This window comes from Enterobacter sp. I4 (genome assembly GCF_022669095.1).
GTDB classification, from domain to species: Bacteria; Pseudomonadota; Gammaproteobacteria; order Enterobacterales; family Enterobacteriaceae; genus Enterobacter; species Enterobacter pasteurii.
Window position 1 is genome coordinate 276,035 of record NZ_JALBUO010000002.1, and the last position, 25,878, is coordinate 301,912.

Below are 25,878 nucleotides of genomic sequence, written 5' to 3' on the forward strand. Positions count from 1 at the left end.
ATGTACTAAGTAGCAATAATAACACGGCCTGCCGGTTTATAAACAAAGCCGACAGGCCGGGAAATTTAGCGTTAAACGGATGAACGCTTAGTCTTGTTGATCGATTTTGCGCTCAATCGCTTTGAGTCGCTTGCTCATATCATCAATATTCATCACCAGTGCAGCTGTTTTACGCCATACCTTGTTCGGTTGCAGCGGAATGCCCGAGGAATAAACGCCTGGTTCAGTGATTGGACGCATCACCATGCCCATTCCCGTCACCGTGACTTTGTCGCATATTTCCATATGGCCATTGATCACGCTGGCACCGCCAATCATGCAGTAACGGCCAATTTTCAGGCTGCCTGCCATGATAACACCACCCGCAACTGCGGTATTGTCGCCAATCACAACGTTATGTGCAATCTGGCACTGGTTGTCTATGATAACACCGTTACCAATAATGGTGTCGTCGAGCGCACCACGGTCAATGGTTGTGCAAGCCCCGATCTCAACACGATCGCCGATAATCACGCGACCCAGCTGAGGGATCTTAACCCAGTTACCCCGATCGTTGGCGTAACCAAATCCGTCAGAACCAATCACCGTGCTGGACTGTACGAGACAATTCTCGCCAATCTCAACCTCATGATAGACAGACACATTGGCCCACAGACGAGTCCCTGCGCCAATTTTTGTATTTTTTCCAACAAAGCAGCCAGGTCCAATCACCACGTTATCGCCCAGCACCACACCGGATTCGACAACGGCGTTTGCGCCGACCGCCACGTTGTTACCCAGCTGAGCCGTCGGATCAATCGCAGCACTGGCCGCAATGTTCTGCGCCGGCTGCGGCGTGGTATCAAGAATTTGCGCCATGCGCGCATACGTCAGGTAGGGATTTTTCACTACCAGTGCAGCGCTAGTGGCAAACGGAAGATCGTCCTGCGTCAGAACAACGGCAGACGCCTGGCACTGGGCCAGGTGTTCACGGTACTTAGGGCTTACCATGAAGGTAATAGTGCCTGCTTTAGCAGATTGCATGGACGCAACAGCGGTGATGACGATATCGCCATCACCGTGTAATTCTGCATCCAACTGCTGAGCTAAATCAGCCAGTCGAATTGAAGGCATTACTTATTTAACCTGTTTCAGAACATCAGCGGTGATGTCTTTAACATCGCTGCTGTTGAATGCAACGGCGTTCGCATCAACAACCAGATCGATGCTCTGATCGGCTGCTACTGCTTTAACGGCAGACTGAATGCGAGTCACCAGCTTGCCACGCTCTTCGTTAGAACGACGCTGACGATCCTGCTCGAAAGCCTGAGCTTTCTGAGAGAAGGTCTGGCGCTGAGACATGACGTCTTTTTCCAGTTTGCTGCGCTCGCTCGCTTTCATGGTAGAACCATCACGCTGTAAACGCTGCATTTTGGACTGAAGATCGCCTTCCATACGTTGCAGCTCGCTCGCACGGCCTTTGAATTCGTTTTCCAGCGTTGCAGAAACACCGGTTTTCTGTGCAACCTGCTGGAACAAATTACCCATGTTGACGATTGCAATTTTGTCCGCTGCCTGAGCGGAAGTTGCCATCGCTAAACCGAGACCTGCAGCTAATAACCACTTTTTCACAATTAACTCCTTACCATCCCATTGGCACCCGAGGGGTGCCGTTCTTTGCGTGGCAAGGCGACCGTGTTACCGATCGCCGGTTGTCAGCGCTACACTGCCAACGCATTCCTTTGCAGCGGATTATTACCAGGTTTTACCAATGTTAAACTGGAACTGCTCCGCTTTGTCTCCATCGTATTTCTTGAACGGCTGGGCGTAGGAGAAGACCAACGGCCCCAGCGGTGACATCCATTGTAATGCGATACCTGCGGACATGCGAATATTGCCCGGATCGCTGTAGTCCGGAACTCCCGCAGCACGCATCTGGGCGGTGTTCTCCCAGTTGGTGTCCCACACCGTACCAGCATCCATAAAGAAGGAGGTACGGACAGAGTTCGCGTACTTGTCGCTGATAAACGGCGTCGGCGTGATGAACTCGAGGCTCGCCACGGCCATGGCGTTACCGCCTACAGCGTCATCAGAGCTACAGACCTGTTTTGAATCACGGCTTGCGCAGTTATCTTCGTCATTACCGCCGTAATACACCGCTTTCGGACCGATGTTATTAGACTGGAAGCCGCGCACGGTGCTTGAACCACCGGCGTAGAAGTTCTCATAGAACGGCAGCTCTTTGCTTCCGATACCGTCACCGTAGCCCCAACGGGTACGTCCCAGAACGACCCACTTGTGATCGTCATCAATTGGGAAGTAGGACGCCGTATCCAGCGTAACCTTATAGAACTCGTTATCAGAGCCAGGAATGGTCACTTTACCGTTCAGGTTGACGCGTGAACCTTCCGTCGGGAAGAAGCCACGGTCAAGGCGGTTGTAGGTCCAACCGTAGTTGAAGGTGAAGTCATCCGCAGCGAAACCGTTGTTATCGCTGGACGTACTTGCCGACTGACCGATAGAGTCCAGATAACGCCACATCGCCACCTGCGGTTGCATGTTGGACAGGTCGTTATGCACGTAACCTAAACCAGCACGCAGGGTGTTGTATTCGTTAACCGGGAAGCCGAGCGTACCGTCCAGACCGTAACTCTTGTTGGTATACGTAGAGAGGTCCGCGTCGTCCGCTTTAAAGTCGTTGTAGAAGATACGACCGCCCAGGCTTACACCGTCAACGGTGAAGTATGGGTTAGTTACGGAGAACTCAGAGTAGGTCTGGTAGTCGTTTTTGGTCCCGTTGATACCGACAGAGTAACCTGTACCCAGCCAGTTATCCTGCTGAACACCGACCTGGAAGCTCACGCCGCTTTCAGTACCGTAACCGACACCGAAGTTGAAGCTACCGGTGTTACGCTCTTTGACTTTATAAACGACATCAACCTGATCCGGACGGCCCGGAACGCGCTGAGTATCGGTATCCACCGTTTCAAAGTAGCCCAGACGGTTCAGACGCTCTTTACCCTGGTCTACCAGATCGCTACCCAGCCATGCCCCTTCCATCTGGCGCATTTCGCGACGCAGAACGGAGTCTTTGGAGGTATCGTTGCCTTCGAAGCGGATCTTACGCACGTAGAAACGGTTGCCCGCATCCACGTTAACGTGAAGCTTAACGGTTTTATCCGTGTCGTTGATTTCCGGCTGCGTTTGTACGCGCGGATAAGCATAACCATAACGGCCGAGCAGCTTCTTAATGCTGTCTTCCATTTTGGTGACTTTGGAGCCGCTATAGAGATCGCCCGGCTGAATTTTGGTCAGGGATTCAATTTCAGCCGAATGCCCTGCCAGGTTTCCACTTACCTCTACACCTGAAAGCGTGTACTTATCGCCTTCTGTGATGTTAACGGTAATGTAGATACCTTTTTTGTCCGGCGTCAGACTCACCTGAGTTGAATCGATATTGAAGCGGGCGTAACCGCGATCCAGATAGTAGCTGCGCAGGGTTTCAAGGTCGCCCGCCAGCTTCTGTTTCTGGTATTTACGATCGCCCACCACGTTCCACCACGGCACTTCGTCCCGCAGCTGGAAGTTGGAGATCAGTTCGTCGGTGCTGAACGCGTGGTTCCCCACGATGTTGATCTGCTGGATCTTCGCAGAAACCCCTTCCTGGAAGACCAGTTTCAGGTCAACACGGTTACGCGGCAGCGGAGTAACAACCGCCTTCACGCTCGCGCTGTATTTACCGACGCTGTAGTAGAAGTCTTCCAGACCTTTTTCAATGTCTGCAAGGGTAGTGCGGTCCAGAGATTCCCCCACACGAACACCCGATGCTTCAAGGTTTTGCTTAAGCATGTCATCTTTCACCGACTTGTTGCCGGAGAAAGTGATGCTGGCAATCGTTGGACGTTCTTTTACCTGAACCACCAGCGTATCACCATCGCGCAGGACGCGAACATCCTCAAAGTTGCCGGTGGCAAACAGAGCACGGATGGTGTTACTGATATCTTCATCATTAACCGTATCGCCGGGGCGCACAGGCATACTGAGGAGGGCCGCACCAACGGCGACACGCTGAAGGCCTTCGAAATGAATGTCTTTCACTACGAACCCGTCAGCACCGTATACGGTGGCGCTGCTAAACAGCAGCGACGCTATGAGCAACTTTTTCATCGCCATCGTTATTATGCGTTCTTCCTAACTAACTCTCTTACAACCGAGAGAAATCATTGAAAAGTGCAAGCCCCATTAACAGCACCAGCAAAATCGAGCCAATGCGATAACTAAAGTCTTGAACTCGCTCGGATACCGGTCCGCCTTTTAGCTTTTCGATCGCTAAAAACAGCAGATGGCCCCCATCTAACACGGGAAGCGGGAACAGGTTGATTATCCCCAGGTTCACGCTAATCAGCGCAAGGAACATGAGATAGTAAATCACCCCGAACTCCGCTGACATCCCAGCCCCCTGAGCAATCGAAATTGGCCCACTGAGGTTGTTCAGTTTGACATCACCGGTAATCAGTTTCCCCAACATGTTGACCGTTAGCTTCATCAGCTGCCATGTTTTATCCGTGGCCTCAACGATGGCGCTAAACGGCCCATACTGGCGTATTGTCTTGTACTCGTCTGGCAGTGGGATCACTTTCGGCACGACGCCAGCAAACCCTTCCGCCTTACCGCTGCCCGATTTGGTATCCGGGGTGAGGGTCAGTGAGAGCGGACTCCCCTGCCTTTCCACTTCCAGCGCGAGCGGTCTGCCAGGATTATCGCGCACCAGAGTAACAAAGGTCATCCATTGTGTTAATGGCTGACCATTGACTTTAACGATCCTGTCACCCGCTTGTAAACCCGCTTTACTTGCCGCCGAATTGGCCTGTACTTCAGCTAATACCGGCTCGATCTGGGCACCATGCGGTCGAATACCCAGTGCAGCGACAGGGTCCTCTTTGTCAGGCTCGAAGCTCCAGTGGCGTAAATCCAGCACTTTATCCTGCCGCTGCTCGGAACCAAATGGTGATACGCTGACGGTCGTCTGCTCATCACCAATTTTGGCAACCAGCTGTAACCTCACGGCATCCCAATCAGGGGTTTCGATACCATCAATCGCTTTAAGTTCCATCCCCGGTGTAATTTGCGCCGTCGCCGCAACAGAACCGGAGGTGATTTCACCCACAACCGGACGCACGCCAGGCACGCCGATGATGAATACCAGCCAGTAGGCGAAGATAGCGAAGATGAAATTGGCTACCGGGCCGGCAGCGATGATGGCAGCACGTTGTCCAACGGTTTTGTTGTTAAACGCGCTGTGTCGAAGTTCCGGAGCGACAGGCTCGACGCGTTCGTCGAGCATTTTGACGTAGCCGCCCAGGGGAATCAGAGCAATGACAAACTCGGTGCCATGCTTATCGGTGCGCTTCCAGAGCGATTTGCCAAAGCCAATCGAGAATCGCTCCACCCGTACACCACAGCGCCGGGCAACCCAGAAATGGCCAAATTCATGCACGGTAATCAGTACACCCAGTGCAACAATGAACGCCGCCAGATTCCAGAGAATGCTCAGCATAAAACCTTCCGTTATATCGTCCCAAACACCAGTAAAAGCAGGCAAGCAAACACTGGAACAGCCGCTGTCAGGCTGTCAATGCGATCCAGTATTCCGCCATGTCCTGGAATCAGGTGACCACTGTCCTTAATCCCTGCTTCACGCTTAAACATACTCTCGGTTAAATCACCCAGTACCGATGCCAGCGCCGCGAAAATCGAACATACCAGCAGCGTTGAGGGTGCAACCTCCAGATTCGCCCAGACGCCATAGCCCCAGGAGATGATCGCCGCCGTAAACAGGCCACCGATGAACCCTTGCCAGGTTTTACCCGGGGAAACTTTCGGCGCCAGTTTATGTTTGCCGAACAGTTTACCAAACATATAGGCCCCGGAGTCAGCCCCCCAGACGAGAATCATCACATAAAGCAGCCATAACGCACCGCTGTAGTGGTTTTCGTCATAGTGCCAGGCGCGCAGTGCGACCATGCCCCAGAAAAACGGCACAATGGTGAGCAGACCAAAAATAAGGCGCAACACCTTAGAGTTACGCCAGATTGCCGCAGAGCCAGGATAGAAAAGCACTAAAACAAGCGCAGCAATCCACCAGCCTAGCGAAATCCATAAGGATCCGGCCACCAGCGGCTGATGAACATCATGATGATATTCAGGCAAGGTAAACAGCATCAGGGCCAGTAAAAAACCACAGAGTACCGCCAGCCATACCCGCTGCGTGCGCGAAGTAAAGCCGCTAAGCTGCCCCCATTCCCACGCGGCGAGCATACACACCACCAGCGTAACAATAGCGAATCCCACCGGCGGCAGTAAAAACAGCGCTGCGATGACGACGGGTATTAATACAAAAGCGGAAATCAGGCGATACTTCAGCAAAAGCTACCCCCATCAGGCGTTATCGCCACCAGGCTCGGTGCCGCCGAAACGACGCTCTCGATTGGCAAAGGCATGCAGCGCACCTTCAAAGTCTTGTTCATCAAAATCTGGCCAAAGAACATCAGTAAAGTAAAGTTCGGCGTAGGCAATTTGCCACAGCAAAAAGTTACTTATGCGATGTTCCCCCCCTGTTCTTATAACCAAATCCACGGGTGCCAGTTCATTCATGCAGATTTGCTGACTCAGCGCCTCTTCATCAATCTGGTCGGGTCTTAACAGCCCTTCCTGAACCTGCTCAGCCAAATGCCGAACACCCTGGATAATATCCCAGCGTCCGCCGTAATTCGCCGCGATATTGAGCGTCAGGCCGGTATTGTTTTCCGTCAGCGCTTCTGCTTTGCGAATCCGTTCCTGCAGACGTGAGTTAAATCGACTGGTATCGCCAATAATACGCAGGCGGACGTTGTGGCGGTGCAGGCTTTTTACTTCACTATCGAGCGCCCACACGAACAGTTCCATCAGCGCCGTCACTTCCTGCGCAGGTCGATTCCAGTTTTCACTGCTAAAAGCATAGAGCGTTAACGCATCAATGCCGTTATTGGCGGCAAAAGAAACGGCGCGGCGAACGGATTTCGCCCCAGCTTTATGCCCAAAGGCTCGTATCTTCCCTTGTCTTTTCGCCCAGCGGCCGTTGCCATCCATGATGATTGCAACATGACGACAGCCATGTGCTGGCAAGTTTTCGCTTATTGGTTGATTCGCAGACAACATAACGCGTTTTTAGTCCCTGAAAGGATTTAACGGTACACAGGAATACTGAAGCCTATACATAAAAAAGCCGTGTCAAACCACGGCTTACCTGACCACTTAAAGCCAAATACCTGCGATCAGGTGGCGCAGACTATATCACCGAAGCCCAACGCTAACAAATAGCACGACGACTAGTGATTGCTTTATCACCAGCTTGCGAGACGTGTCACTTGTTTACGCGCAACACTGCGTGCCTGTGCATCAACCGCCAGCACCTCTTCCACGCTCTGTGGCTCACGCAAATCCATCATCTCCAGCACGGATAAATTCAACGCGGCGATGTCGGTAAAGCGGATCTGCTGATTCAGGAATGCTTCAACGGTCACTTCATTGGCAGCATTGAGTGCGGTTGTCGCCGCTTGCCCCCGATCGAAAGCCGTCATCGCCAGTTTCAGGCACGGATAACGGTCGTAATCAGGCTCGCTAAACGTCAGTGAAGTCAGCTTGCTAAAATCGAGGGGCTTTACCCCCGACTTCACGCGGTTCGGCCACGCCATTGTATGAGCAATCGGCGTGCGCATATCCGGTTCGCCCAGCTGAGCCAGCACGCTGCCGTCCTGATAGCGCACCATTGAATGAATCACCGACTGCGGGTGTATCAGCACTTCCATCTGTTTCGCTGACGCATTGAACAGCCAGCGAGCTTCAATGTATTCCAGACCTTTGTTCATCATGGTGGCCGAATCGACGGAGATCTTACGCCCCATTGACCAGTTTGGATGACGACACGCCTGATCGGGCGTCATTGCGCTCAGTTCAGACAGTGGCGTTTCACGGAACGGGCCACCAGACCCGGTAAGCAAAATCGATACAACACCATTCTGCTCCAGGTCAGCGTACCCCAGGTTTTGCTGAAAAGGTTGAGGTAAACTCTGAAAAATCGCGTTGTGCTCGCTATCGACCGGCAAAAGACGCGCCCCACGCTGTTTTACCGCCTCCATAAACAGGCGGCCGCAGGTCACTAGCGACTCTTTGTTCGCCAGCAGAACATCTTTCCCCGCATCTATAGCGGCAAGCGTCGGCAGAAGACCCGCCGCCCCGACGATTGCCGCCATCACCTGATCAACCTCATCCAGCGCCGCCATATCGCAAGCCGCCTGCTGTCCGCTAAGCACCTCGGTGCGGCTGCCCTGCTCCTGCAACAGCGCTTTCACCCGCCGGGCGCTCTCTTCATCATCCATCACCGCAAAACGGGGAGTAAACTCCAGGCACTGCTCGACCATTCGCTGCACGTTTTTCCCGGCCACGAGCGCGGTCACGGTATAGCTGTCAGGATTATGGCGAACAACGTCGAGAGTGCTGCAACCGATAGAGCCGGTCGAGCCGAGAAGAGTTAGATGCTTCATGAGATGCCCAAAAGTTTGACCAGATAAAAGCAAAACGCCGCCAGCAAGACTCAATGTCCTTCTGAACGGCGTTTATCAGTGTACAGCGAAAATCAGAACTGCATCAGTTCCGCTTCTTTTTCTGCCAGCGCCGCATCAATTTTCTTGATAGCAGCATCAGTCATTTTCTGAATATCGTCCTGTGAACGACGATCGTCGTCTTCGCTGATCTCTTTTTCTTTCAGCAGCGCTTTCACTTTATCGTTCGCATCACGGCGCACGTTACGTACGGAAACGCGACCCTGCTCAGCTTCACCACGCACGACTTTAATCAGGTCTTTACGACGCTCTTCCGTCAGCGGAGGCAGTGGAACGCGAATGTCCGCGCCCGCTGAGCTTGGGTTCAGACCCAGGTCAGATGCCATGATCGCTTTCTCAACGGCCGGGCTCATAGAGCGATCGAATACGTTGATTTTCAGGGTACGGGTGTCTTCTACCGTCACGCTCGCCAGCTGACGCAGCGGCGTTGGCGTACCGTAATATTCAACGATGATGCCATCCAGCAGGCTTGGGGAAGCGCGGCCAGTACGGATTTTGCTGATTTGGTTTTTGAACGCTTCAACGCATTTGTCCATGCGTACTTCAGCATCTTTTCTGATGTCGTTAATCACGTTACGAATCCTTGAAAACTTGTCTCAGGCAGACTATCCGCCAGCACAGCACTACAGGTGTGCTAAGTATAGTCGCGTTTAATTCATGACAACGCCAAAGGCGTGTCCGGGTAAGATACCACTACAAAATAAAGCGGAATCTTACCTGTATTTATCGCCGACGGAAATTATTCCGTGATCAAAGTGCCTTCTTTTTCGCCCATTACAACGCGACGCAGCGCGCCAGGCTTGTTCATGTTAAAGACACGAATCGGCAGTTTGTGGTCACGAGCCAGCGTAAAGGCGGCAAGATCCATCACTTTCAGCTCTTTATCAAGCACTTCGCTGTAGCTTAGCTGATCGTACATGGTCGCAGACGGATCTTTTGCCGGATCGGCAGTAAACACGCCATCCACTTTGGTCGCTTTCAGCACCACATCGGCTTCAATTTCGATACCGCGCAGGCAGGCGGCGGAATCGGTGGTAAAGAACGGGTTACCCGTACCGGCGGAGAGGATCACCACGCGGTTGTTGCGCAGCAGGCTAATGGCTTCGGCCCAGCTGTAGTTATCGCATACGCCATTCAGGGGAATAGCGGACATCAGGCGGGCGTTCACATAGGCGCGATGAAGCGCATCACGCATCGCCAGGCCATTCATCACGGTTGCCAGCATCCCCATGTGGTCGCCCACAACGCGGTTCATCCCCGCTTTCGCCAGACCAGCACCACGGAAAAGGTTGCCACCGCCAATGACCACGCCAACCTGAATACCCAGTTCGACCAGTTCTTTGATTTCCTGTGCCATGCGATCAAGGATGCTTGCGTCAATACCGAAGCCTTCCGATCCCTGCAGCGCTTCGCCACTCAGCTTAAGCAGAATGCGTTTGTACACGGGTTTTGCATTGGTAGCCATGTTTCTTTCCTGAGACTGTCAACGATTAAGATGGGGGTTAATTCTGGCGACATGATATGTCGCATATCAGCACAGGGATACAGCAACCTGTCTGATTTTCGTGTGACGGGTGACAAAAAGAAGCCGCCCTCAGGCGGCTCCTTTTCAATCATTAAGACTGCTTGGACATTGCAGCAACTTCTGCTGCGAAGTCAGTCTCAACTTTCTCGATGCCTTCGCCCACTTCGAAGCGGATGAAGCCAGTCACGTCAGCGTTGTGCTCTTTCAGCAGCTGAGCAACAGACTTGCTTGGATCCATAACGAAAGGCTGGCCAGTCAGAGAAACTTCGCCGGTGAATTTCTTCATGCGGCCTTCAACCATTTTCTCTGCGATTTCTTTTGGCTTACCAGACTGCATCGCGATGTCCAGCTGAACCTGGTACTCTTTCTCAACGACTTCTGCAGATACGTCTTCTGGCTTAACGAATTCTGGTTTGCTTGCAGCGATGTGCATTGCCAGCTGTTTAACCAGCTCTTCGTCAGCGCCTTTAGCCGCAACCAGAACACCGATACGCGCGCCGTGCTGGTAAGAGCCCAGAACGTCACCTTCGAGAGAAGCAACGCGACGGATGTTGATGTTCTCACCGATTTTAGCAACCAGCGCAACACGCTCTTCTTCGAACTGTGCTTTCAGCACTTCAACGTCAGTGATTTTGCCTGCAACCGCTGCGTCCAGAACTTTGTTAGCAAATGCCTGGAAACCAGCATCTTTAGCAACGAAGTCAGTCTGGCAGTTAACTTCCAGAATGATGCCGTAGTTGCCGTCGATTTTGGTGATGATCACGCCGTCAGCAGCAACGTTGCCTGCTTTCTTAGCTGCTTTGATCGCACCGGATTTACGCATGTTTTCGATTGCCAGCTCGATGTCGCCGTTCGCTTCGGTCAGCGCTTTTTTGCAATCCATCATGCCTGCGCCAGTACGCTCACGCAGCTCTTTTACCAGGGATGCGGTAATTTCAGCCATTCTTAAATCCTCGGGAGATGTGAACTGCCCGGCCGGGGGCCAAACAGTATAAATTGAAAAAAGGGGCCGATAATGGGCCCCTATTCATACACGGTACTAATAAGGGGTAAAACCTTATTATTCAGCTTCTACGAAGCTTTCTTCCGCCTGAGAAGCCAGATCCTGGGAACGGCCTTCACGAACGGTAGCAGCTACAGCGCTCAGGTACAGGCTAACAGCACGGATTGCGTCGTCGTTACCCGGGATAACGAAGTCAACACCGTCCGGATCGGAGTTGGTATCAACGATAGCGAATACCGGGATACCCAGGTTGTTAGCTTCTTTGATTGCGATGTGCTCGTGGTCTGCATCGATTACGAACAGCGCGTCTGGCAGGCCGCCCATATCTTTGATACCGCCCAGGCTGTTTTCCAGCTTGTCCAGTTCACGAGTGCGCATCAGCGCTTCTTTCTTAGTCAGCTTATCGAAAGTACCGTCCTGAGACTGGGTTTCCAGATCTTTCAGGCGCTTGATGGACTGACGAACAGTTTTCCAGTTGGTCAGCATGCCGCCCAACCAGCGATGGTTCACGAAGAACTGGTCGCAGCTGTTAGCAGCATCTTTCACAGCTTCGCTTGCAGCGCGCTTAGTACCAACGAACAGAATCTTACCTTTACGGGAAGAGATCTTGTTCAGCTCAGCCAGGGCTTCGTTGAACATTGGTACAGTTTTCTCAAGGTTGATGATGTGAACTTTGTTACGCGCGCCGAAGATGAAAGGCTTCATTTTCGGGTTCCAGTAACGGGTCTGGTGACCAAAGTGAACACCAGCCTTGAGCATGTCGCGCATGGAAACAGTTGCCATGTTTAAAACCTCTATATTGAAAGTTGGGGTTATGCCTCCACGTATCCCATATTACCGACCCCGAAGGGCACCCCGGAATATGTGCCGATACGTGTGTGTTGTTACACAAAGTGAGATATGTCGCTCCCGTCCAGCCTGTGTATCTGAGATGGATCGGAAGTCCGGCGCGCTTTATACCACAAAACACGGTCGGAAACCAATAATTGTTGGCTGAGTGTGCTGTTAATGATTCTCAATTTGGCACGGGGTGCGCCTGACTGATACCATTGACAATACTTACACTAGTATTGTCGAAAAAATCGACACCGATGGACAGATTACATGGCTATCTCTATTAAGACACCTGAAGAAATTGAAAAGATGCGCGTCGCCGGTCGTCTGGCCGCGGAAGTGCTGGAAATGATCGAACCGTATGTGAAACCGGGCGTCAGCACTGGCGAACTGGATCGCATCTGTAACGACTATATCGTCAACGAGCAGCACGCGGTCTCCGCCTGCCTCGGCTATCACGGCTTCCCTAAATCCGTCTGCATTTCAATCAATGAAGTGGTTTGCCACGGCATCCCGGATAACGAGAAACTGCTGAAAGATGGCGACATCGTTAATATCGACGTGACCGTCATCAAAGACGACTACCACGGCGACACCTCCAAAATGTTCATCGTGGGCAAGCCAACTATTCTGGGCGAGCGCCTGTGCAAAGTCACTCAGGACAGCCTCTACCTGGCGCTGAAGATGGTTAAGCCGGGCATCCGCCTGCGTACCATTGGTGCGGCTATTCAGAAATTTGTGGAAGCGGAAGGTTTCTCCGTGGTGCGCGAGTACTGCGGTCACGGTATTGGCCGCGTTTTCCATGAAGAGCCACAGGTGCTGCACTATGACGCAGACGATGGCGGCGTGGTGCTGCAAAAAGGGATGACCTTTACTATCGAGCCGATGGTCAACGCGGGCGATTACCGCATCCGCACCATGAAGGATGGCTGGACGGTGAAAACCAAAGACAGAAGCTTGTCTGCCCAGTACGAGCATACTATTGTGGTGACAGACAACGGCTGCGAAATTATGACGTTGCGCAAGGATGACACCATCCCGGCGATACTGACGAACATTGAGTGATAAGAAGCCGGCGAATGCCGGCTTTTTTAATGGCGATAGCTTTTTCTAATGGGTGGCGCACGATGAGTAATCTATTACCCGAACAGTATGCTAACACAGCACTTCCCACCCTCCCCGACCAGCCTGACAATCCGGGCGTCTGGCCGCCGCATGAGCTGACCTGCGCGCATATCAAAGCCCACATGGCGGTTTTCCATCGCTGGCTGGGTAACGCGTTTGACGCAGGCGTATCGGCCGAGCAGCTTATTGAAGCCCGCACTGAATTTATCGACCAGCTCCTGCAACGTCTGTGGATCGACTACGGTTTCGGGCAGGTTAGCGACGTCGCGCTGGTTGCCGTCGGGGGCTATGGCCGGGGTGAACTGCACCCGCTCTCCGATATCGACCTGCTGATCCTGAGCCGTAAAAAGCTGCCGGACGACAGGGCGCAGAAAATTGGCGAGCTGCTGACCCTGCTCTGGGACGTGAAGCTGGAAGTGGGCCACAGCGTGCGCACGCTGGAAGAGTGTCTGCTGGAAGGGTTATCCGATCTCACCGTCGCCACTAACCTGATTGAAACCCGTCTGCTGATTGGCGACGTGGCGCTGTTCCTCGAGCTGCAAAAGCACATTTTCAGCGACGGCTTCTGGCCCTCCGAAAAATTCTTCGCCGCAAAGGTCGAAGAACAAAACCAGCGCCACCATCGCTATCACGGCACCAGCTACAACCTCGAACCGGATATCAAAAGCAGCCCCGGCGGCCTGCGCGATATCCATACGCTGCAGTGGGTCGCGCGTCGCCATTTTGGCGCGACATCGCTGGACGAAATGGTCGGCTTTGGTTTCCTGACCGAGGCCGAACGTAACGAACTCAATGAGTGCCTGCATCTGCTCTGGCGCATCCGTTTCGCCCTGCATCTGGAAGTAACCCGCTACGATAACCGCCTGCTGTTTGACCGCCAGCTAAGCGTTGCGCAGCGCCTGAATTACCGGGGCGAAGGCAACGAGCCGGTCGAGCAGATGATGAAGGATTTCTTCCGCGTCACCCGCCGCGTTACTGAGCTGAACCAGATGCTGTTGCAGCTGTTTGATGAAGCGATCCTCGCGCTGACGGCGGACGAAAAGCCGCGCCCGATTGATGACGAGTTTCAGCTGCGCGGCACGCTGATCGATCTGCGCGACGAAACGCTGTTCATCCGCGAACCGGAAGCGATCCTGCGGATGTTTTACACCATGGTCCGCAACAGCACGATTACCGGGATCTACTCCACCACCCTGCGCCACCTGCGCCATGCCCGACGTCATCTTAAGCAGCCGCTGTGCTACATCCCCGAGGCGCGTTCGCTATTTCTGAGCATGCTCCGTCATCCGGGTGCCGTCAGCCGCGGGCTGCTGCCGATGCATCGCCACAGCGTGCTGTGGGCCTATATGCCGCAGTGGTCGCATATTGTAGGGCAGATGCAGTTCGATCTGTTCCACGCCTATACGGTGGATGAACACACGATCCGCGTCATGCTCAAGCTGGAAAGTTTCGCCAAAGAAGAGACCCGTTCCCGCCATCCGCTGTGCGTTGAGCTGTGGCCGCGCCTGGCGCACCCGGAGCTGATCCTGATTGCCGCGCTGTTCCACGACATCGCCAAAGGTCGCGGCGGTGACCACTCGGTGCTGGGTGCCCAGGACGTGCTCAAGTTTGCCGAGCTGCATGGGCTGAACTCGCGCGAAACGCAGCTGGTGGCCTGGCTGGTTCGCCATCACCTGCTGATGTCGGTAACCGCACAGCGACGTGATATTCAGGATCCGGAAGTGATCAAGCAGTTTGCAGAAGAGGTCCAGACGGAGAACCGCCTGCGCTATCTGGTCTGCCTGACGGTGGCCGATATTTGCGCCACCAACGAAACCCTGTGGAACAGCTGGAAGCAGAGCCTGCTGCGCGAGCTGTACTTCGCCACTGAAAAACAGCTGCGTCGCGGGATGCAGAATACGCCGGACATGCGCGAGCGCGTCCGCCACCACCAGCTGCAGGCGCTGGCGCTGCTGCGAATGGATAACATTAACGAAGAGGCGCTGCATCAGATTTGGGCGCGCTGTCGCGCCAACTACTTTGTGCGCCACAGCCCAAACCAGCTTGCCTGGCACGCGCGGCATCTGCTGAAGCATGACCTGTCGAAGCCGCTGATCCTGCTCAGCCCGCAGGCCACGCGCGGAGGGACTGAAATCTTTATCTGGAGCCCGGACCGGCCTTATCTGTTCGCCGCGGTCTGTGCCGAGCTGGACAGGCGTAACCTGAGCGTTCACGACGCGCAGATTTTTACCACCCGCGACGGCATGGCGATGGACACCTTTATTGTGCTGGAGCCGGACGGCAGCCCGCTGTCGGCGGACAGGCATGAAGGGATACGCTTCGGCCTGGAGCAGGCCATCACCCAGCGCAGCTGGCAGCCACCGCAGCCGCGTCGCCAGCCGGCAAAATTGCGCCACTTTACCGTCGATACCGAGGTCAATTTCCTGCCGACCCATACGGATCGTAAATCGTTCCTGGAGCTGATCGCACTCGACCAGCCGGGGCTGCTCGCCCGCGTCGGCCAGGTTTTTGCCGATCTGGGAATTTCGCTTCACGGCGCCCGAATTACAACCATTGGCGAGCGAGTAGAAGATTTATTTATAATCGCCACCGCCGACCGGCGTGCCCTTAATAATGACCTGCAGCTTGAAGTGCAACAACGGTTGACAGCAGCCCTCAATCCAAACGATAAAGGGTGACGTTTTTTTTAGTGAAATGGAAAGAGTAAACAATGCAGCAGTTACAGAACGTTATTGAGTCCGCTTTTGAGCGTCGCGCCGAGATCACTCCGGCAAATGTGGATACCGTGACCCGTGAAGCGGTTAACCAGGTTATTTCCCTGCTGGATTCCGGCGCGCTGCGCGTGGCAGAAAAAATCGACGGTCAGTGGGTTACTCATCAATGGCTGAAGAAAGCTGTACTGCTCTCTTTCCGTATCAACGATAACCAGGTTATCGACGGAGCAGAAAGCCGCTACTTCGATAAAGTGCCAATGAAATTTGCGGATTACGACGAAGCGCGCTTCCAGAAAGAGGGCTTCCGCGTGGTGCCGCCTGCGGCGGTTCGCCAGGGCGCTTTCATCGCACGCAACACCGTGCTGATGCCATCCTACGTGAATATCGGTGCCTACGTTGACGAAGGCACCATGGTCGATACCTGGGCAACCGTGGGTTCATGCGCGCAGATTGGTAAAAACGTACACCTGTCCGGCGGCGTAGGCATCGGTGGCGTGCTGGAGCCGCTGCAGGCTAACCCAACCATCATTGAAGACAACTGCTTCATCGGCGCGCGTTCCGAAGTGGTTGAAGGCGTGATCGTAGAAGAAGGTTCCGTGATCTCCATGGGCGTCTACATCGGCCAGAGCACCCGCATTTACGACCGCGAAACCGGTGAAGTTCACTACGGCCGCGTACCGGCCGGTTCCGTTGTGGTTTCCGGCAACCTGCCGTCTAAAGATGGCAAATACAGCCTCTACTGCGCGGTTATCGTGAAAAAGGTGGACGCCAAAACCCGCGGTAAAGTGGGCATCAACGAACTGCTGCGCACCATCGATTAATCAGGTATAACAAAAAGCGGGGGCAACCCCGCTTTTTTTATATCCCGAGGTGGCGAAAATAGATTTTTTCGTTAATTATTCATAGGTTATGTTGAGATCAAGGGTACCGCTATGTACGATAATCTGAAAAGTCTGGGCATTACCAATCCTGATGAAATTGATCGTTATAGTCTCCGCCAGGAAGCCAATAACGATATTTTGAAAATCTATTTTCAAAAAGACAAAGGAGAGTTTTTCGCCAAAAGCGTGAAGTTTAAATACCCACGCCAGCGTAAGACCGTTGTCGCTGACGGTATCGGTCAGGGATATAAAGAAGTACAGGAAATCAGCCCTAACCTGCGCTACGTGATCGACGAGCTCGATCAGATTTGCCAGCGCGATCGCAGCGAAGTCGACCTTAAGCGTAAGATCCTTGACGATCTGCGTCACCTGGAAAGCGTTGTTACCCATAAGATCAGCGAGATTGAAGCGGATCTTGAGAAATTGACGCGGAAATAAAAGCAAAAAGGCAATCCTTGATTGCCGTTTTTAGTGTTTGCGCCCTCTCCCTGTGGGTGAGGGCACCATACCGCACTCAGCTATCGCTGTTCGTCCAGCTGCAGCGCCACATACAGCAGCAGCCGGTCGTCGAAATTCCCCAGATCCAGCCCCGTCAGTTCCGAAATCCGGTTAAGCCGATACTCCAGCGTATTACGATGTATGAACAGCGCTTTTGACGTTGCCAGCGGCTGCACGTTATGCCGGAACCACGCCTGCAGCGTGCGGCGCAGCAATCCGTTGTTATCCATCGCCTTCAGACGCACCAGCGGACGCGCCAGCTCGTTGGCCTGCCAGCCGCCCCGCAGGCTGTCGAGCAGGACCGGCAGCATCAGATCCTGATAGAAATAGCTGCGGCTTTCCGGCATGCGCTGCTTGCCCACCATCATGGTGGTGCGCGCCGTTCGCCATGAACGGGCGATGCTTCCCGGTCCGGTAAAGTAATTCCCGAGCGCGACGCGAAAACGGAGCTGACCGTTCTCCTTCATGCGCTCGATGAGCAGCTCAACGCGACGACGATGATCTTCCGCGTCCCAGCGGCCAAACTGATTAAGCGCGGGCTTAAGCACCACCATTTCCGTCAGGGAAACTATCGCCACCAGGTTATTACGCTCCGGCGTCGCCAGCATGTTTTGCAGCTGCTGTAGCTCCACCATGGCGCTGTCCACGCCAAGCTGTCCGCTATCCACCTCGATGACGGCGACCACGCGCGGCTGATTCAGGTCGATACCCAGACGCTGCGCCCACTCGCTCAGGGCTGGCGTGTGCTCCTCCGCCTGTATCAAATTCATCACCAGCTCTTCGCGCAGGCGGCTGTCCTGCGCCAGCAGGTGCATCAGGCGCGACTGCTCCAGCATCATCTCTGCCGTCATGCAGACCAGCTCGCCGTATTTGCGTAAAGATTCAGGATCGCCGGTCAGACCGATGACGCCAACAATTTCGCCTTCGAGACGCAGCGGCAGGTTGATTCCCTGGCGCACCCCGTGCAGGTGTTTCGCCACGGCGTCATCAATGTCCACCACGCGCCCCTGAGAGAGCACCAGCAGCGCCCCTTCGTGCAATTCCCCAATACGCTCACGATCGCCACTGCCGATGATGCGTCCACGGGCATCCATTACGTTGATATTGGTATCAATGATGCGCATGGTTCGCGCCACGATATCCTGCGCCATTTTGGTATCAAGATGCCAGCCAGCCATATAACCCTCCCGTGAGCAGAGCTCAAGCATAGGGGAGTTCAGTTACGGCCGCATTGTGCAAATGCCCAAAGGCAGAGAGAGATGTATGGAGTTGTGCTAAGGGTCACAGAAAAAAAGAAAGCCCCTGCCTGTTGTAGGCAGGGGCCTGAGGGATTACTGCATCAGGAGATAAATAGAGGTATCACCACGCTGAATATTCAGGGCCAGCACGGAAGGCTTGCTGTCGAGAATTTTGCGCAGTTCAGCAATGTTTTTCACCGGCTGCTGGTTAGCGCCCATGATGACATCACCTTTTTTAAGGCCGATACGGGCCGCTGGCGAATTCGCTTTTACGTTATTCACCACCACGCCTTTATCCGCCCCTTTGTTGCTCATCTCAGCCCCTTCAATACCGCTGAAGATGGTGCTGGAATCTACCTGATTCTGGCTGCTCTGCTGGAGTTCCAGGCTCACGTTAACCGGCTTACCTTCACGCAGCAGGCCGAGGGTGACTTTACTGCCGATTGGCATTGACCCCACTTCCGCACGCAGGGCGGCAAAGCTGCTGATCGGCTTCCCGTTGAGAGAGGTAATGACGTCACCTGCTTTAATACCGGCTTTTGCCGCAGAGGAGTTCGGCATGACCTGGCTCACGAACGCGCCGCGCTGAGCGTCAACCTTCATCGCTTTCGCCAGCTCTGAGTTCAGCTCGGTACCCATGATACCCAGCTCACCGCGTTTCACCTGACCGTACTGCACCATCTGCGCGGTCAGGTTTTTCACCATGTTGCTCGGGATAGCAAAGCCGATACCGATGTTACCCCCGTCCGGTGCCAGAATAGCGGTGTTAATACCGATAAGCTCACCGTTCAGGTTCACCAGCGCACCGCCGGAGTTACCGCGGTTAATGGCCGCATCCGTCTGGATGAAGTTTTCATAGTTTTCCGCGTTCAGGCCACTACGCCCCAGCGCAGAGACGATACCCGAGGTGACGGTTTCGCCCAGACCGAACGGGTTACCGATGGCGACGGTGTAATCGCCAACGCGCAGCGCGTCCGAGTCGGCAAGCTTAATCGCCGTCAGGTTCTTCGGATCCTGAATCTGAATCAGCGCGATGTCGGAGCGCGGATCTTTACCCACCACTTTGGCGTCGAATTTACGGCCATCGCTCATCTGCACTTTAATAACGTTCGCATTATCTACCACGTGGTTATTGGTCACCACGTAGCCTTTCGCGGCGTCAATAATCACGCCCGAGCCAAGCGCCATGAATTTCTGCTGCTGGCCGCCGCCCTGACCATTATCCCCTGGACCGCCGCCCTGACAGAACGGTGAACTCTGGAATGGCGAACCGTCCTGGCAGAATGGCGAATTATCGCCGAAGAACTGCTGGAAGTTACGCGGCATGCGCGGCGTATTGACGGTTGTGCTGCCCTCAACGTTGATACTCACCACCGATGGCATCACTTTTTCGAGCATCGGGGCCAGGCTTGGCATCTGCTGCGCAGGGACTGCCGACGAAGCCGTCTCGGCTGCCGTAGCAGACAGAGGAGACAGCGCTAAACCTAAACTCAGAGCCAGTGCACTCATTGCTAATGTGGTTTTTTTCATGTTTCTCAATCTCGATTTACCAGATAACGCAAAATTGCTGTGTAACTCAGATTCGTTTTATACCGCTTAGTTCCGGGGATAAGTTTATGGAAAAAGTAAAAATTTATTGGCCGTCTTTACAAAACTCACGGCTTATTCCACGGCCATCAGCTTGCGGTATTCATCCCAGGCATACAAATCCGTCATCCCGCTGATATAGTCCTGGATGAGCCGGCAGCGATAATAATATTCCAGTACCGGCCAGCGGGAAGATTGCCGATCTATTTTACTGATGGCTTCGACGTATGCCAGCCGGTGGCGGGTCGAAAGCTTTTGATAGAGGCGAGACTCAATAGGCAGGCGGCGGACGCGTTCGTTTTCTACCAGCTCGCTGAACTCATCGACCGGGAGCTGGAGTAAAGGAGCATAAATCTCCAGCAGCCCACTGATAACCCGATATCCCTGCAGCTCCAGCTGTTCAACATCCGGATGGCTGAAAACATGGCGAACGGCCACGTGTTTATATAATTCGAGAAGCTGACTAAAACTACTCTCATCTTCCAGCAGGGCGTGATTAAATTCTCCGCTAAATATCATCGGCAAATTATCAATGAAACGCGCGGCTGCATACGGCACCAGTTTATTCAGCGTGTTGACCCGTAAATACATAAAGAACTGATCTTCAGTGCTCCGGCTCAGCGAATTTGAGCGCGATTTATCCCATGCATTCTCGACGACCTGTGCAAACAGAGACCCTTTTTCATGCTCTCCCCAGGCATCACGAAGATGCTGATAAAGCTCCTCGACGCTGAATATTCTTTTTTCCACCGCGTCTTCCAGATCGGCCACGCAATATGAAATGTCGTCAGCGGCTTCCATAATCCACGTTAACGGGAAACGGCCATTAGGCGTCAGCGACAGTTCTTTACGCAACCGCTCAATATAGGCCTCTTCCGATAAGTAATAGCCCGGCTTTTTCATCAGGTAGCTATGGGTGGCGGGTGTTTCCCCCATCCACCATGCGGGACGGGTATATTTGAGAATGCAGCCTACCTGAGCCCAGGTCAGGTTCATGCGCATCAGAGAGTGCACCAGGCGTATGCCCTGCGCGTTACCTTCGAAGTGACACAGATCCTGACGCACCTTGCGGCGCAGATCGTTCAGGCTCTCCTCGCCCTCGCGCAGGCATAAATCGCGTACCGCGCAGCGGTCATCGCTCAGCGGCTGGCTTGCTGCATCGGAGGGGAAAAGGCGCTGTTTAAACCAGTCGTTGATGGCGGCTTCGCCGAAATGGCCGAAGGGAGGATTGCCAATATCGTGCATCAGGCAGGCCATCTCAACGATGCTTTCGAACGGCCCGGTCAGCTCATCCAGCCCGTAGGTTTCCAGCAGACGCTGCTCTTTGAGGCGGCTGAGGATCTCTTTTGCAATGTAGCGCCCCACCTGCTGCACTTCCATGGAGTGCGTTAGTCGCGTACGCACCGCAGCGTTACGCTCCAGCGGGAACACCTGGGTTTTTTGCTGTAACCGGCGGATGGCGGGCGAGTTGATGATGCGTCCACGATCGCTCTCGAAAATGCGCAGGATCTCATGTTCGCTTTTCTCGCCCTGCGGCGAGCGGAAACGTCGGTGCCAGTTAATTTTGGTGCGAAAATCGATTGGTGCCATGTGCTCCCCCGCGTGAGAATGCGTTTCCCCTTTACCGCATGATAGACTATGCATCTTAACAAGGCACATCGCGAGTAAATCTATGAAAATCGGCATTATTGGTGCAATGGAAGAAGAAGTTACGCTGCTGCGTGACAAAATTGAGAACCGTCAGACCCTCTCCCTCGGTGGCTGTGAGATCTACACCGGTCAGCTGAACGGTGTTGACGTGGCTCTGCTGAAATCAGGCATCGGTAAAGTTGCAGCGGCACTGGGCGCGACCCTGCTGCTTGAGCGCTGCAAGCCTGACGTTATCATTAACACAGGCTCTGCGGGCGGTCTTGCCCCGACGCTGAACGTGGGTGATATCGTTGTTTCCGACGAAGCGCGTTACCACGATGCAGACGTCACCGCCTTCGGCTACGAATATGGTCAGCTTCCGGGCTGCCCGGCCGGGTTTAAAGCGGATGACAAGCTGATTGCCGCCGCTGAAGGCTGCATCAGCGAGCTCAACCTCAATGCGGTGCGTGGCCTGATCGTCAGCGGCGATGCCTTCATCAACGGCTCCGTCGGTCTGGCAAAAATCCGCCATAACTTCCCGCAGGCCGTCGCCGTTGAGATGGAAGCCACGGCCATTGCGCACGTGTGCCACAACTTTGGCGTACCGTTCGTGGTCGTTCGCGCGATTTCTGACGTGGCTGACCAGCAGTCCCACATCAGCTTCGACGAATTCCTGGCCGTTGCAGCCAAACAGTCCACCGTGATGGTGGAAACCCTGGTGCAGAAACTGGCGCGTGGGTAAGCCGTCCTTCAGGGCGCTGGTCGCCCTGCTTCTGCTCGCTCCGGCCTGGCTCACCGCCGCGCCGCGGGTGATCGCCCTCTCCCCCGCCAATACGGAACTAGCGTTTGCCGCCGGGATCACCCCCGTTGGGGTAAGCAGCTTTTCCGATTACCCACCTCAGGCCGCCCATATTGAACAGGTAGCCACCTGGCAGGGAATGAACCTGGAGCGTATCGTGGCGCTCAGGCCCGATCTCGTCCTCGCCTGGCGCGGCGGCAATGCCGAACGGCAGGTGAAGCAGCTTTCGTCGCTGGGTATAAAGGTGAAATGGGTGGACGCGGAGAGCATCGAACAGGTGGCGCAAGCCCTGCGCGACCTCGCGCCCTTTAGCCCAACCCCGCAGCAAGCCGAGCGGGCAGCCGGGCAAATGCTCAGTGACTATGCCGCGCTGAAAAGCCGGTACGGTACGCTAAAAAAGCAGCGCGTATTTCTGCAATTCGGCACGCAGCCGTTGTTCACAACCGGGAAAGGCTCGATCCAGAATCAGGTGCTTGAGACGTGCGGGGGTGAAAATATCTTTGCCGACAGCCGGGTACCCTGGCCACAGGTCAGCCGGGAGCAGGTTCTGGCACGACAACCGCAGGCCATTGTGGTGGTCGGAAATGCGAGCGAGATTCCTAAAATTAAACAATTCTGGCACCGGCAGCTTAAAATACCGGTGATTGCACTCAACAGCGACTGGTTTGAACGGGCCAGCCCGCGTATTATCCTCGCCGCAAAACAACTCTGTGCCGAACTGGCAGAGGGTCATACAAACAGATAAACACCCCATTCGAGGATTTAACGATGCTCGTGTATTGGCTGGATATTCTTGGCACAGCCGTTTTTGCTATCTCCGGCGTTTTGCTTGCCGGAAAACTACGCATGGATCCTTTTGGCGTTCTGGTGCTCGGCGTCGTCACGGCGGTGGGGGGCGGAACGATCCGCGACATGGCGCTGGCGAACGGCCCGGTATTCTGGGTGAAAGATCCAACGGATCTGGTCGTGGCGATGGTCACCTGTCTGTTAACCATCGTGCTGGTCCGTCAGCCGCGCAGGCTTCCCAAATGGGTGCTGCCGGTACTGGACGCCGTCGGTCTGGCGGTCTTTGTCGGAATCGGCGTGAATAAAGCCTTTATAGCAGGGACTGGCCCACTGGTGGCGATCTGTATGGGCGTGTTGACCGGCGTGGGCGGCGGGATCATTCGCGATATCCTGGCGCGAGAAGTGCCGATGATCCTGCGAACGGAAATCTACGCGACGGCCTGTATCATCGGGGGGATTGTACACGCTACGGCGTATTACACCTTCGCTATCCCGCTGGAGAACGCGGCAATGCTGGGGATGGTCGTGACGCTGGTAATACGTTTAGCGGCGATACGCTGGCACCTGAAGCTGCCGACCTTTGCGCTGGACGAAAATGGAAGGTAAAAAGCAAAAACGGTAACCGCCAGGTTACCGTTTTTCGTGTCTGCCGGGGTGAGAGGCTCAGCCCGCACCGTCCGCAACATTAGATGCTGAACGACGATCCACACCCGCAGGTGCTGGTCGCGTTAGGGTTCGTCACCACAAAGCGCGACCCTTCCAGACCTTCGGTGTAATCCACCGAACCGCCGACGAGGTATTGCAGGCTCATCGGGTCAACCACCAGCGCGACGCCCTGCTTCTCGATAGTCATATCACCATCGTTAACCTGGTCGTCAAAGGTAAAACCATACTGGAAGCCGCTGCAGCCGCCGCCGGTAATATAAACACGCAGTTTCAGATCCGGATTGTCCTCGTCGGCAATCAGGGTTTTCACTTTTTTCGCTGCTGCTTCGGTAAATTCCAGCGGCAACGCTACGTCATCACTCATCTTATGCTCCCATGAATACTGCTACTGCTATTGGGTAAAAATCACCCAATTCTTTTTGTCATTATCTAATACCCTGGTAATTCATTCAAGTATTGTGCTTCAGGGCCTGTTCAGCATCCTGTTTCGCCAGGGTACGGGCAAGAATGGTGGAGTATAGCGGTTTTCCACCCAGGAATTGGGCTAATAGTGTCGCGCCGAGGCAGGTAATGATCATTGGCAAAATGAGCTGGTAATTATCGGTCATTTCCAGCACCAGCACGATCCCGGTCAGCGGCGCGCGCAGGGAGGCCGCCAGCAGCGCCCCCATCCCCGCAACGGCAAACGTCCCGGCATCCAGATGATAGGCAGGGAAGCCAACCGCCGCCGCCATCCCAAACGCGGTACCCAGCAGCGTGCCCAGCGCCAGCATCGGGGCAAAAATCCCTCCCGGCGCGCCGGAGGAGAAGCAGAGCACGGTGGTAATCACCCGCGAGATAAACATAAACAGCAGCAGGCCGACGCTAAAATTGCCCGCCGCCGCAACGGGTATCAGCCCAAATCCGCCGCCTGCCGCGTTCGGTTCGATAAAGCCGAGGATCCCGCACACTCCGCCGAGCAGGCCCCCCACCAGCACCCATCGGGTGGTGTTTCCGCCGTGGATGCGCTGAAACATATCCTGCGCACGTAAAATCAGCGTATTGAAAAGCGGGCCGACCACGCCAAAAATCATGCCAAGCACCAGATACAGCCACAGGGTGTTGACCGGCGCGTTGGTCAGCTTACCCACCTCAATCACCGCCCCTTCGCCGTTAAAGATGCGAAAGACGATGCTCGACATAATCACACCGGTAAACACCGCTTTAATGGAGATAAGGTTGTAGCGGAACTGGGCGCGCATCTCTTCGATAATGAACAGGATCCCCGCCAGCGGCGCATTGAACGCGGCAGACAGCCCGGCCGCCGCCCCCGTCGCCAGCAGCGTATGGCGCGCTTCGGCGCTGCGCATACGGAACAGATCGCCGACCATACGCCCGACGTTACCGCCCAGCTGTACCGTTGGTCCTTCCCGTCCGAGCACCATTCCCGCCCCGAGCGTTCCCATCCCGCCGATAAATTTCACAGGAAGCACGCGCCACCAGCGAACCGGGCGTAGCTCTTCCAGCGCCCCTTCAATTTCCGGGATCCCCGAGCCGCCCGCTTCGGGTGCGAATTTACGTACCAGGAAATAGCCCACCATGGCAAACAGGGCCGAAAGGCCAAAGGCCCACGCCCAGACCAGCCATTCACGATCCGCAAAGCTGGCGACGGTGCCTATGCGCCAGTTGAGCACCGCGTTGACGGCTTTCTCAAACGCGACGCCCACGAGACCGGCCAGCGTGCCCACAACGGCAGCTGCCAGCAGAATGGCTAACGGGGTTTTGTCACGGTTGAGCAGCCGCCGGATGCTGACCCGGCGCTTCGCGCGCGTAAACTGCTGTTGTTCAAAAGACGGAGTGTTCTCGTTCATTACCTTTTCTGTTTCGTCATACAAATGGCCGCAGGGATTTTACCAGAGACAGTCCCCTCGTCCCCTGAAAAATACTTAACAATTGTTAAGCCCTTTACGGGGCA

23 protein-coding genes are annotated in these 25,878 nt (G+C 54.6%); 7 read left to right on the forward strand and 16 right to left on the reverse strand.

Annotation, left to right across the window (positions count from 1 at the left end):
- Positions 1-87: 87 nt before the first annotated feature.
- The 11 genes from lpxD to rpsB all read right to left on the reverse strand — a co-directional run bounded on the left by lpxD (position 88) and on the right by rpsB (position 11,950).
- Positions 88-1,113, reverse strand: coding sequence for a UDP-3-O-(3-hydroxymyristoyl)glucosamine N-acyltransferase (lpxD, locus tag MOQ06_RS13665; protein ID WP_242173550.1), 1,026 nt, complete (start codon positions 1,111-1,113; stop codon positions 88-90).
- Between the two features lie 3 nt (positions 1,114-1,116).
- Positions 1,117-1,611 (reverse strand): molecular chaperone Skp, encoded by a 495-nt coding sequence (gene skp / locus MOQ06_RS13670; RefSeq protein WP_006810039.1) that lies wholly within the window; start codon positions 1,609-1,611, stop codon positions 1,117-1,119.
- Positions 1,612-1,734: 123 nt separating this feature from the next.
- Positions 1,735-4,152 (reverse strand): outer membrane protein assembly factor BamA, encoded by a 2,418-nt coding sequence (gene bamA, locus MOQ06_RS13675; RefSeq protein ID WP_193355745.1) that lies wholly within the window; start codon positions 4,150-4,152, stop codon positions 1,735-1,737.
- A 31-nt stretch (positions 4,153-4,183) separates the two neighbouring features.
- A complete protein-coding gene (gene rseP / locus MOQ06_RS13680; protein ID WP_148420143.1) occupies positions 4,184-5,536 on the reverse strand; it encodes a sigma E protease regulator RseP in 1,353 nt (450 codons plus the stop codon).
- A gap of 11 nt (positions 5,537-5,547) precedes the next feature.
- Positions 5,548-6,405, reverse strand: a complete 858-nt coding sequence (gene cdsA, locus MOQ06_RS13685; RefSeq protein ID WP_176608672.1) for a phosphatidate cytidylyltransferase — start codon at positions 6,403-6,405, stop codon at positions 5,548-5,550.
- A 12-nt stretch (positions 6,406-6,417) separates the two neighbouring features.
- The gene (gene ispU / locus MOQ06_RS13690; RefSeq protein ID WP_047051280.1) at positions 6,418-7,176 is read right to left on the reverse strand and encodes a (2E,6E)-farnesyl-diphosphate-specific ditrans,polycis-undecaprenyl-diphosphate synthase; all 759 of its coding nucleotides are present in this window, start codon (positions 7,174-7,176) and stop codon (positions 6,418-6,420) included.
- Between the two features lie 185 nt (positions 7,177-7,361).
- The gene (gene ispC / locus MOQ06_RS13695) at positions 7,362-8,561 is read right to left on the reverse strand and encodes a 1-deoxy-D-xylulose-5-phosphate reductoisomerase (RefSeq protein WP_176608673.1); all 1,200 of its coding nucleotides are present in this window, start codon (positions 8,559-8,561) and stop codon (positions 7,362-7,364) included.
- A gap of 92 nt (positions 8,562-8,653) precedes the next feature.
- Positions 8,654-9,211 (reverse strand): ribosome recycling factor, encoded by a 558-nt coding sequence (frr, locus tag MOQ06_RS13700; protein WP_003856180.1) that lies wholly within the window; start codon positions 9,209-9,211, stop codon positions 8,654-8,656.
- A gap of 167 nt (positions 9,212-9,378) precedes the next feature.
- Positions 9,379-10,104 (reverse strand): UMP kinase, encoded by a 726-nt coding sequence (gene pyrH / locus MOQ06_RS13705; protein WP_008501910.1) that lies wholly within the window; start codon positions 10,102-10,104, stop codon positions 9,379-9,381.
- Between the two features lie 151 nt (positions 10,105-10,255).
- On the reverse strand, positions 10,256-11,107 hold the full coding sequence (gene tsf, locus MOQ06_RS13710; protein ID WP_003856196.1) for a translation elongation factor Ts: 852 nt from the start codon (positions 11,105-11,107) through the stop codon (positions 10,256-10,258).
- 117 nt (positions 11,108-11,224) lie between these two features.
- On the reverse strand, positions 11,225-11,950 hold the full coding sequence (gene rpsB / locus MOQ06_RS13715; protein WP_003856207.1) for a 30S ribosomal protein S2: 726 nt from the start codon (positions 11,948-11,950) through the stop codon (positions 11,225-11,227).
- 321 nt (positions 11,951-12,271) lie between these two features.
- On the opposite strand from rpsB, the gene map reads away from it, so the two are divergent.
- The 4 genes from map to MOQ06_RS13735 all read left to right on the forward strand — a co-directional run bounded on the left by map (position 12,272) and on the right by MOQ06_RS13735 (position 17,159).
- Positions 12,272-13,066 carry a type I methionyl aminopeptidase gene (gene map, locus MOQ06_RS13720; RefSeq protein ID WP_148420140.1) on the forward strand — a complete coding sequence of 265 codons (795 nt, stop codon included), beginning with the start codon at positions 12,272-12,274 and terminating at the stop codon, positions 13,064-13,066.
- Between the two features lie 62 nt (positions 13,067-13,128).
- Positions 13,129-15,804: a bifunctional uridylyltransferase/uridylyl-removing protein GlnD gene (glnD, locus tag MOQ06_RS13725; RefSeq protein WP_242173552.1), complete on the forward strand. Its 2,676-nt coding sequence runs from the start codon at positions 13,129-13,131 to the stop codon at positions 15,802-15,804.
- A gap of 32 nt (positions 15,805-15,836) precedes the next feature.
- Positions 15,837-16,661 carry a 2,3,4,5-tetrahydropyridine-2,6-dicarboxylate N-succinyltransferase gene (dapD, locus tag MOQ06_RS13730; protein WP_008501915.1) on the forward strand — a complete coding sequence of 275 codons (825 nt, stop codon included), beginning with the start codon at positions 15,837-15,839 and terminating at the stop codon, positions 16,659-16,661.
- A gap of 111 nt (positions 16,662-16,772) precedes the next feature.
- Positions 16,773-17,159, forward strand: a complete 387-nt coding sequence (locus tag MOQ06_RS13735; RefSeq protein ID WP_242173555.1) for a DUF3461 family protein — start codon at positions 16,773-16,775, stop codon at positions 17,157-17,159.
- 80 nt (positions 17,160-17,239) lie between these two features.
- On the opposite strand, the gene MOQ06_RS13740 is transcribed toward MOQ06_RS13735, so the two are convergent.
- The 3 genes from MOQ06_RS13740 to dgt form a co-directional block, all read right to left on the reverse strand.
- Entirely contained in the window at positions 17,240-18,397 is a 1,158-nt protein-coding gene (locus tag MOQ06_RS13740; RefSeq protein WP_003856217.1) for a CdaR family transcriptional regulator, read from the reverse strand.
- A gap of 153 nt (positions 18,398-18,550) precedes the next feature.
- A complete protein-coding gene (gene degP / locus MOQ06_RS13745; protein ID WP_148420137.1) occupies positions 18,551-19,987 on the reverse strand; it encodes a serine endoprotease DegP in 1,437 nt (478 codons plus the stop codon).
- A gap of 132 nt (positions 19,988-20,119) precedes the next feature.
- On the reverse strand, positions 20,120-21,634 hold the full coding sequence (gene dgt / locus MOQ06_RS13750; RefSeq protein WP_148420136.1) for a dGTPase: 1,515 nt from the start codon (positions 21,632-21,634) through the stop codon (positions 20,120-20,122).
- 82 nt (positions 21,635-21,716) lie between these two features.
- Between dgt and mtnN the strand changes: the two genes are divergently transcribed.
- The 3 genes from mtnN to MOQ06_RS13765 are packed head-to-tail and all read left to right on the forward strand — an operon-like array spanning position 21,717 to position 23,864.
- Entirely contained in the window at positions 21,717-22,415 is a 699-nt protein-coding gene (gene mtnN, locus MOQ06_RS13755) for a 5'-methylthioadenosine/S-adenosylhomocysteine nucleosidase (RefSeq protein ID WP_242173557.1), read from the forward strand.
- Positions 22,408-23,217, forward strand: coding sequence for a vitamin B12 ABC transporter substrate-binding protein BtuF (btuF, locus tag MOQ06_RS13760; protein WP_242173561.1), 810 nt, complete (start codon positions 22,408-22,410; stop codon positions 23,215-23,217). The genes mtnN and btuF overlap by 8 nt, the downstream gene beginning before the upstream one ends.
- A gap of 23 nt (positions 23,218-23,240) precedes the next feature.
- Complete coding sequence (locus MOQ06_RS13765) at positions 23,241-23,864, forward strand: TRIC cation channel family protein (protein ID WP_148420133.1); 624 nt, start codon at positions 23,241-23,243, stop codon at positions 23,862-23,864.
- Positions 23,865-23,943: 79 nt separating this feature from the next.
- On the opposite strand, the gene erpA is transcribed toward MOQ06_RS13765, so the two are convergent.
- Both erpA and clcA read right to left on the reverse strand, forming a co-directional pair.
- Positions 23,944-24,288, reverse strand: coding sequence for an iron-sulfur cluster insertion protein ErpA (erpA, locus tag MOQ06_RS13770; protein ID WP_003856230.1), 345 nt, complete (start codon positions 24,286-24,288; stop codon positions 23,944-23,946).
- 85 nt (positions 24,289-24,373) lie between these two features.
- Positions 24,374-25,774, reverse strand: a complete 1,401-nt coding sequence (clcA, locus tag MOQ06_RS13775) for a H(+)/Cl(-) exchange transporter ClcA (protein WP_242173564.1) — start codon at positions 25,772-25,774, stop codon at positions 24,374-24,376.
- Positions 25,775-25,878: the final 104 nt, after the last annotated feature.

What these genes read in the sequence shown, in the direction of transcription:
- rpsB (WP_003856207.1), bottom strand. Translation starts at nt 11,950, where the DNA reads ATGGCAACTGTTTCCATGCGCGACATGCTCAAGGCTGGTGTTCACTTT.
- MOQ06_RS13735 (WP_242173555.1), top strand. Translation starts at nt 16,773, where the DNA reads ATGTACGATAATCTGAAAAGTCTGGGCATTACCAATCCTGATGAAATT.
- tsf (WP_003856196.1), bottom strand. Translation starts at nt 11,107, where the DNA reads ATGGCTGAAATTACCGCATCCCTGGTAAAAGAGCTGCGTGAGCGTACT.
- erpA (WP_003856230.1), bottom strand. Translation starts at nt 24,288, where the DNA reads ATGAGTGATGACGTAGCGTTGCCGCTGGAATTTACCGAAGCAGCAGCG.
- lpxD (WP_242173550.1), bottom strand. Translation starts at nt 1,113, where the DNA reads ATGCCTTCAATTCGACTGGCTGATTTAGCTCAGCAGTTGGATGCAGAA.
- mtnN (WP_242173557.1), top strand. Translation starts at nt 21,717, where the DNA reads ATGAAAATCGGCATTATTGGTGCAATGGAAGAAGAAGTTACGCTGCTG.
- dgt (WP_148420136.1), bottom strand. Translation starts at nt 21,634, where the DNA reads ATGGCACCAATCGATTTTCGCACCAAAATTAACTGGCACCGACGTTTC.
- MOQ06_RS13740 (WP_003856217.1), bottom strand. Translation starts at nt 18,397, where the DNA reads ATGGCTGGCTGGCATCTTGATACCAAAATGGCGCAGGATATCGTGGCG.
- degP (WP_148420137.1), bottom strand. Translation starts at nt 19,987, where the DNA reads ATGAAAAAAACCACATTAGCAATGAGTGCACTGGCTCTGAGTTTAGGT.
- rseP (WP_148420143.1), bottom strand. Translation starts at nt 5,536, where the DNA reads ATGCTGAGCATTCTCTGGAATCTGGCGGCGTTCATTGTTGCACTGGGT.
- clcA (WP_242173564.1), bottom strand. Translation starts at nt 25,774, where the DNA reads ATGAACGAGAACACTCCGTCTTTTGAACAACAGCAGTTTACGCGCGCG.
- pyrH (WP_008501910.1), bottom strand. Translation starts at nt 10,104, where the DNA reads ATGGCTACCAATGCAAAACCCGTGTACAAACGCATTCTGCTTAAGCTG.
- bamA (WP_193355745.1), bottom strand. Translation starts at nt 4,152, where the DNA reads ATGGCGATGAAAAAGTTGCTCATAGCGTCGCTGCTGTTTAGCAGCGCC.
- MOQ06_RS13765 (WP_148420133.1), top strand. Translation starts at nt 23,241, where the DNA reads ATGCTCGTGTATTGGCTGGATATTCTTGGCACAGCCGTTTTTGCTATC.
- map (WP_148420140.1), top strand. Translation starts at nt 12,272, where the DNA reads ATGGCTATCTCTATTAAGACACCTGAAGAAATTGAAAAGATGCGCGTC.
- glnD (WP_242173552.1), top strand. Translation starts at nt 13,129, where the DNA reads ATGAGTAATCTATTACCCGAACAGTATGCTAACACAGCACTTCCCACC.
- ispC (WP_176608673.1), bottom strand. Translation starts at nt 8,561, where the DNA reads ATGAAGCATCTAACTCTTCTCGGCTCGACCGGCTCTATCGGTTGCAGC.
- ispU (WP_047051280.1), bottom strand. Translation starts at nt 7,176, where the DNA reads ATGTTGTCTGCGAATCAACCAATAAGCGAAAACTTGCCAGCACATGGC.
- dapD (WP_008501915.1), top strand. Translation starts at nt 15,837, where the DNA reads ATGCAGCAGTTACAGAACGTTATTGAGTCCGCTTTTGAGCGTCGCGCC.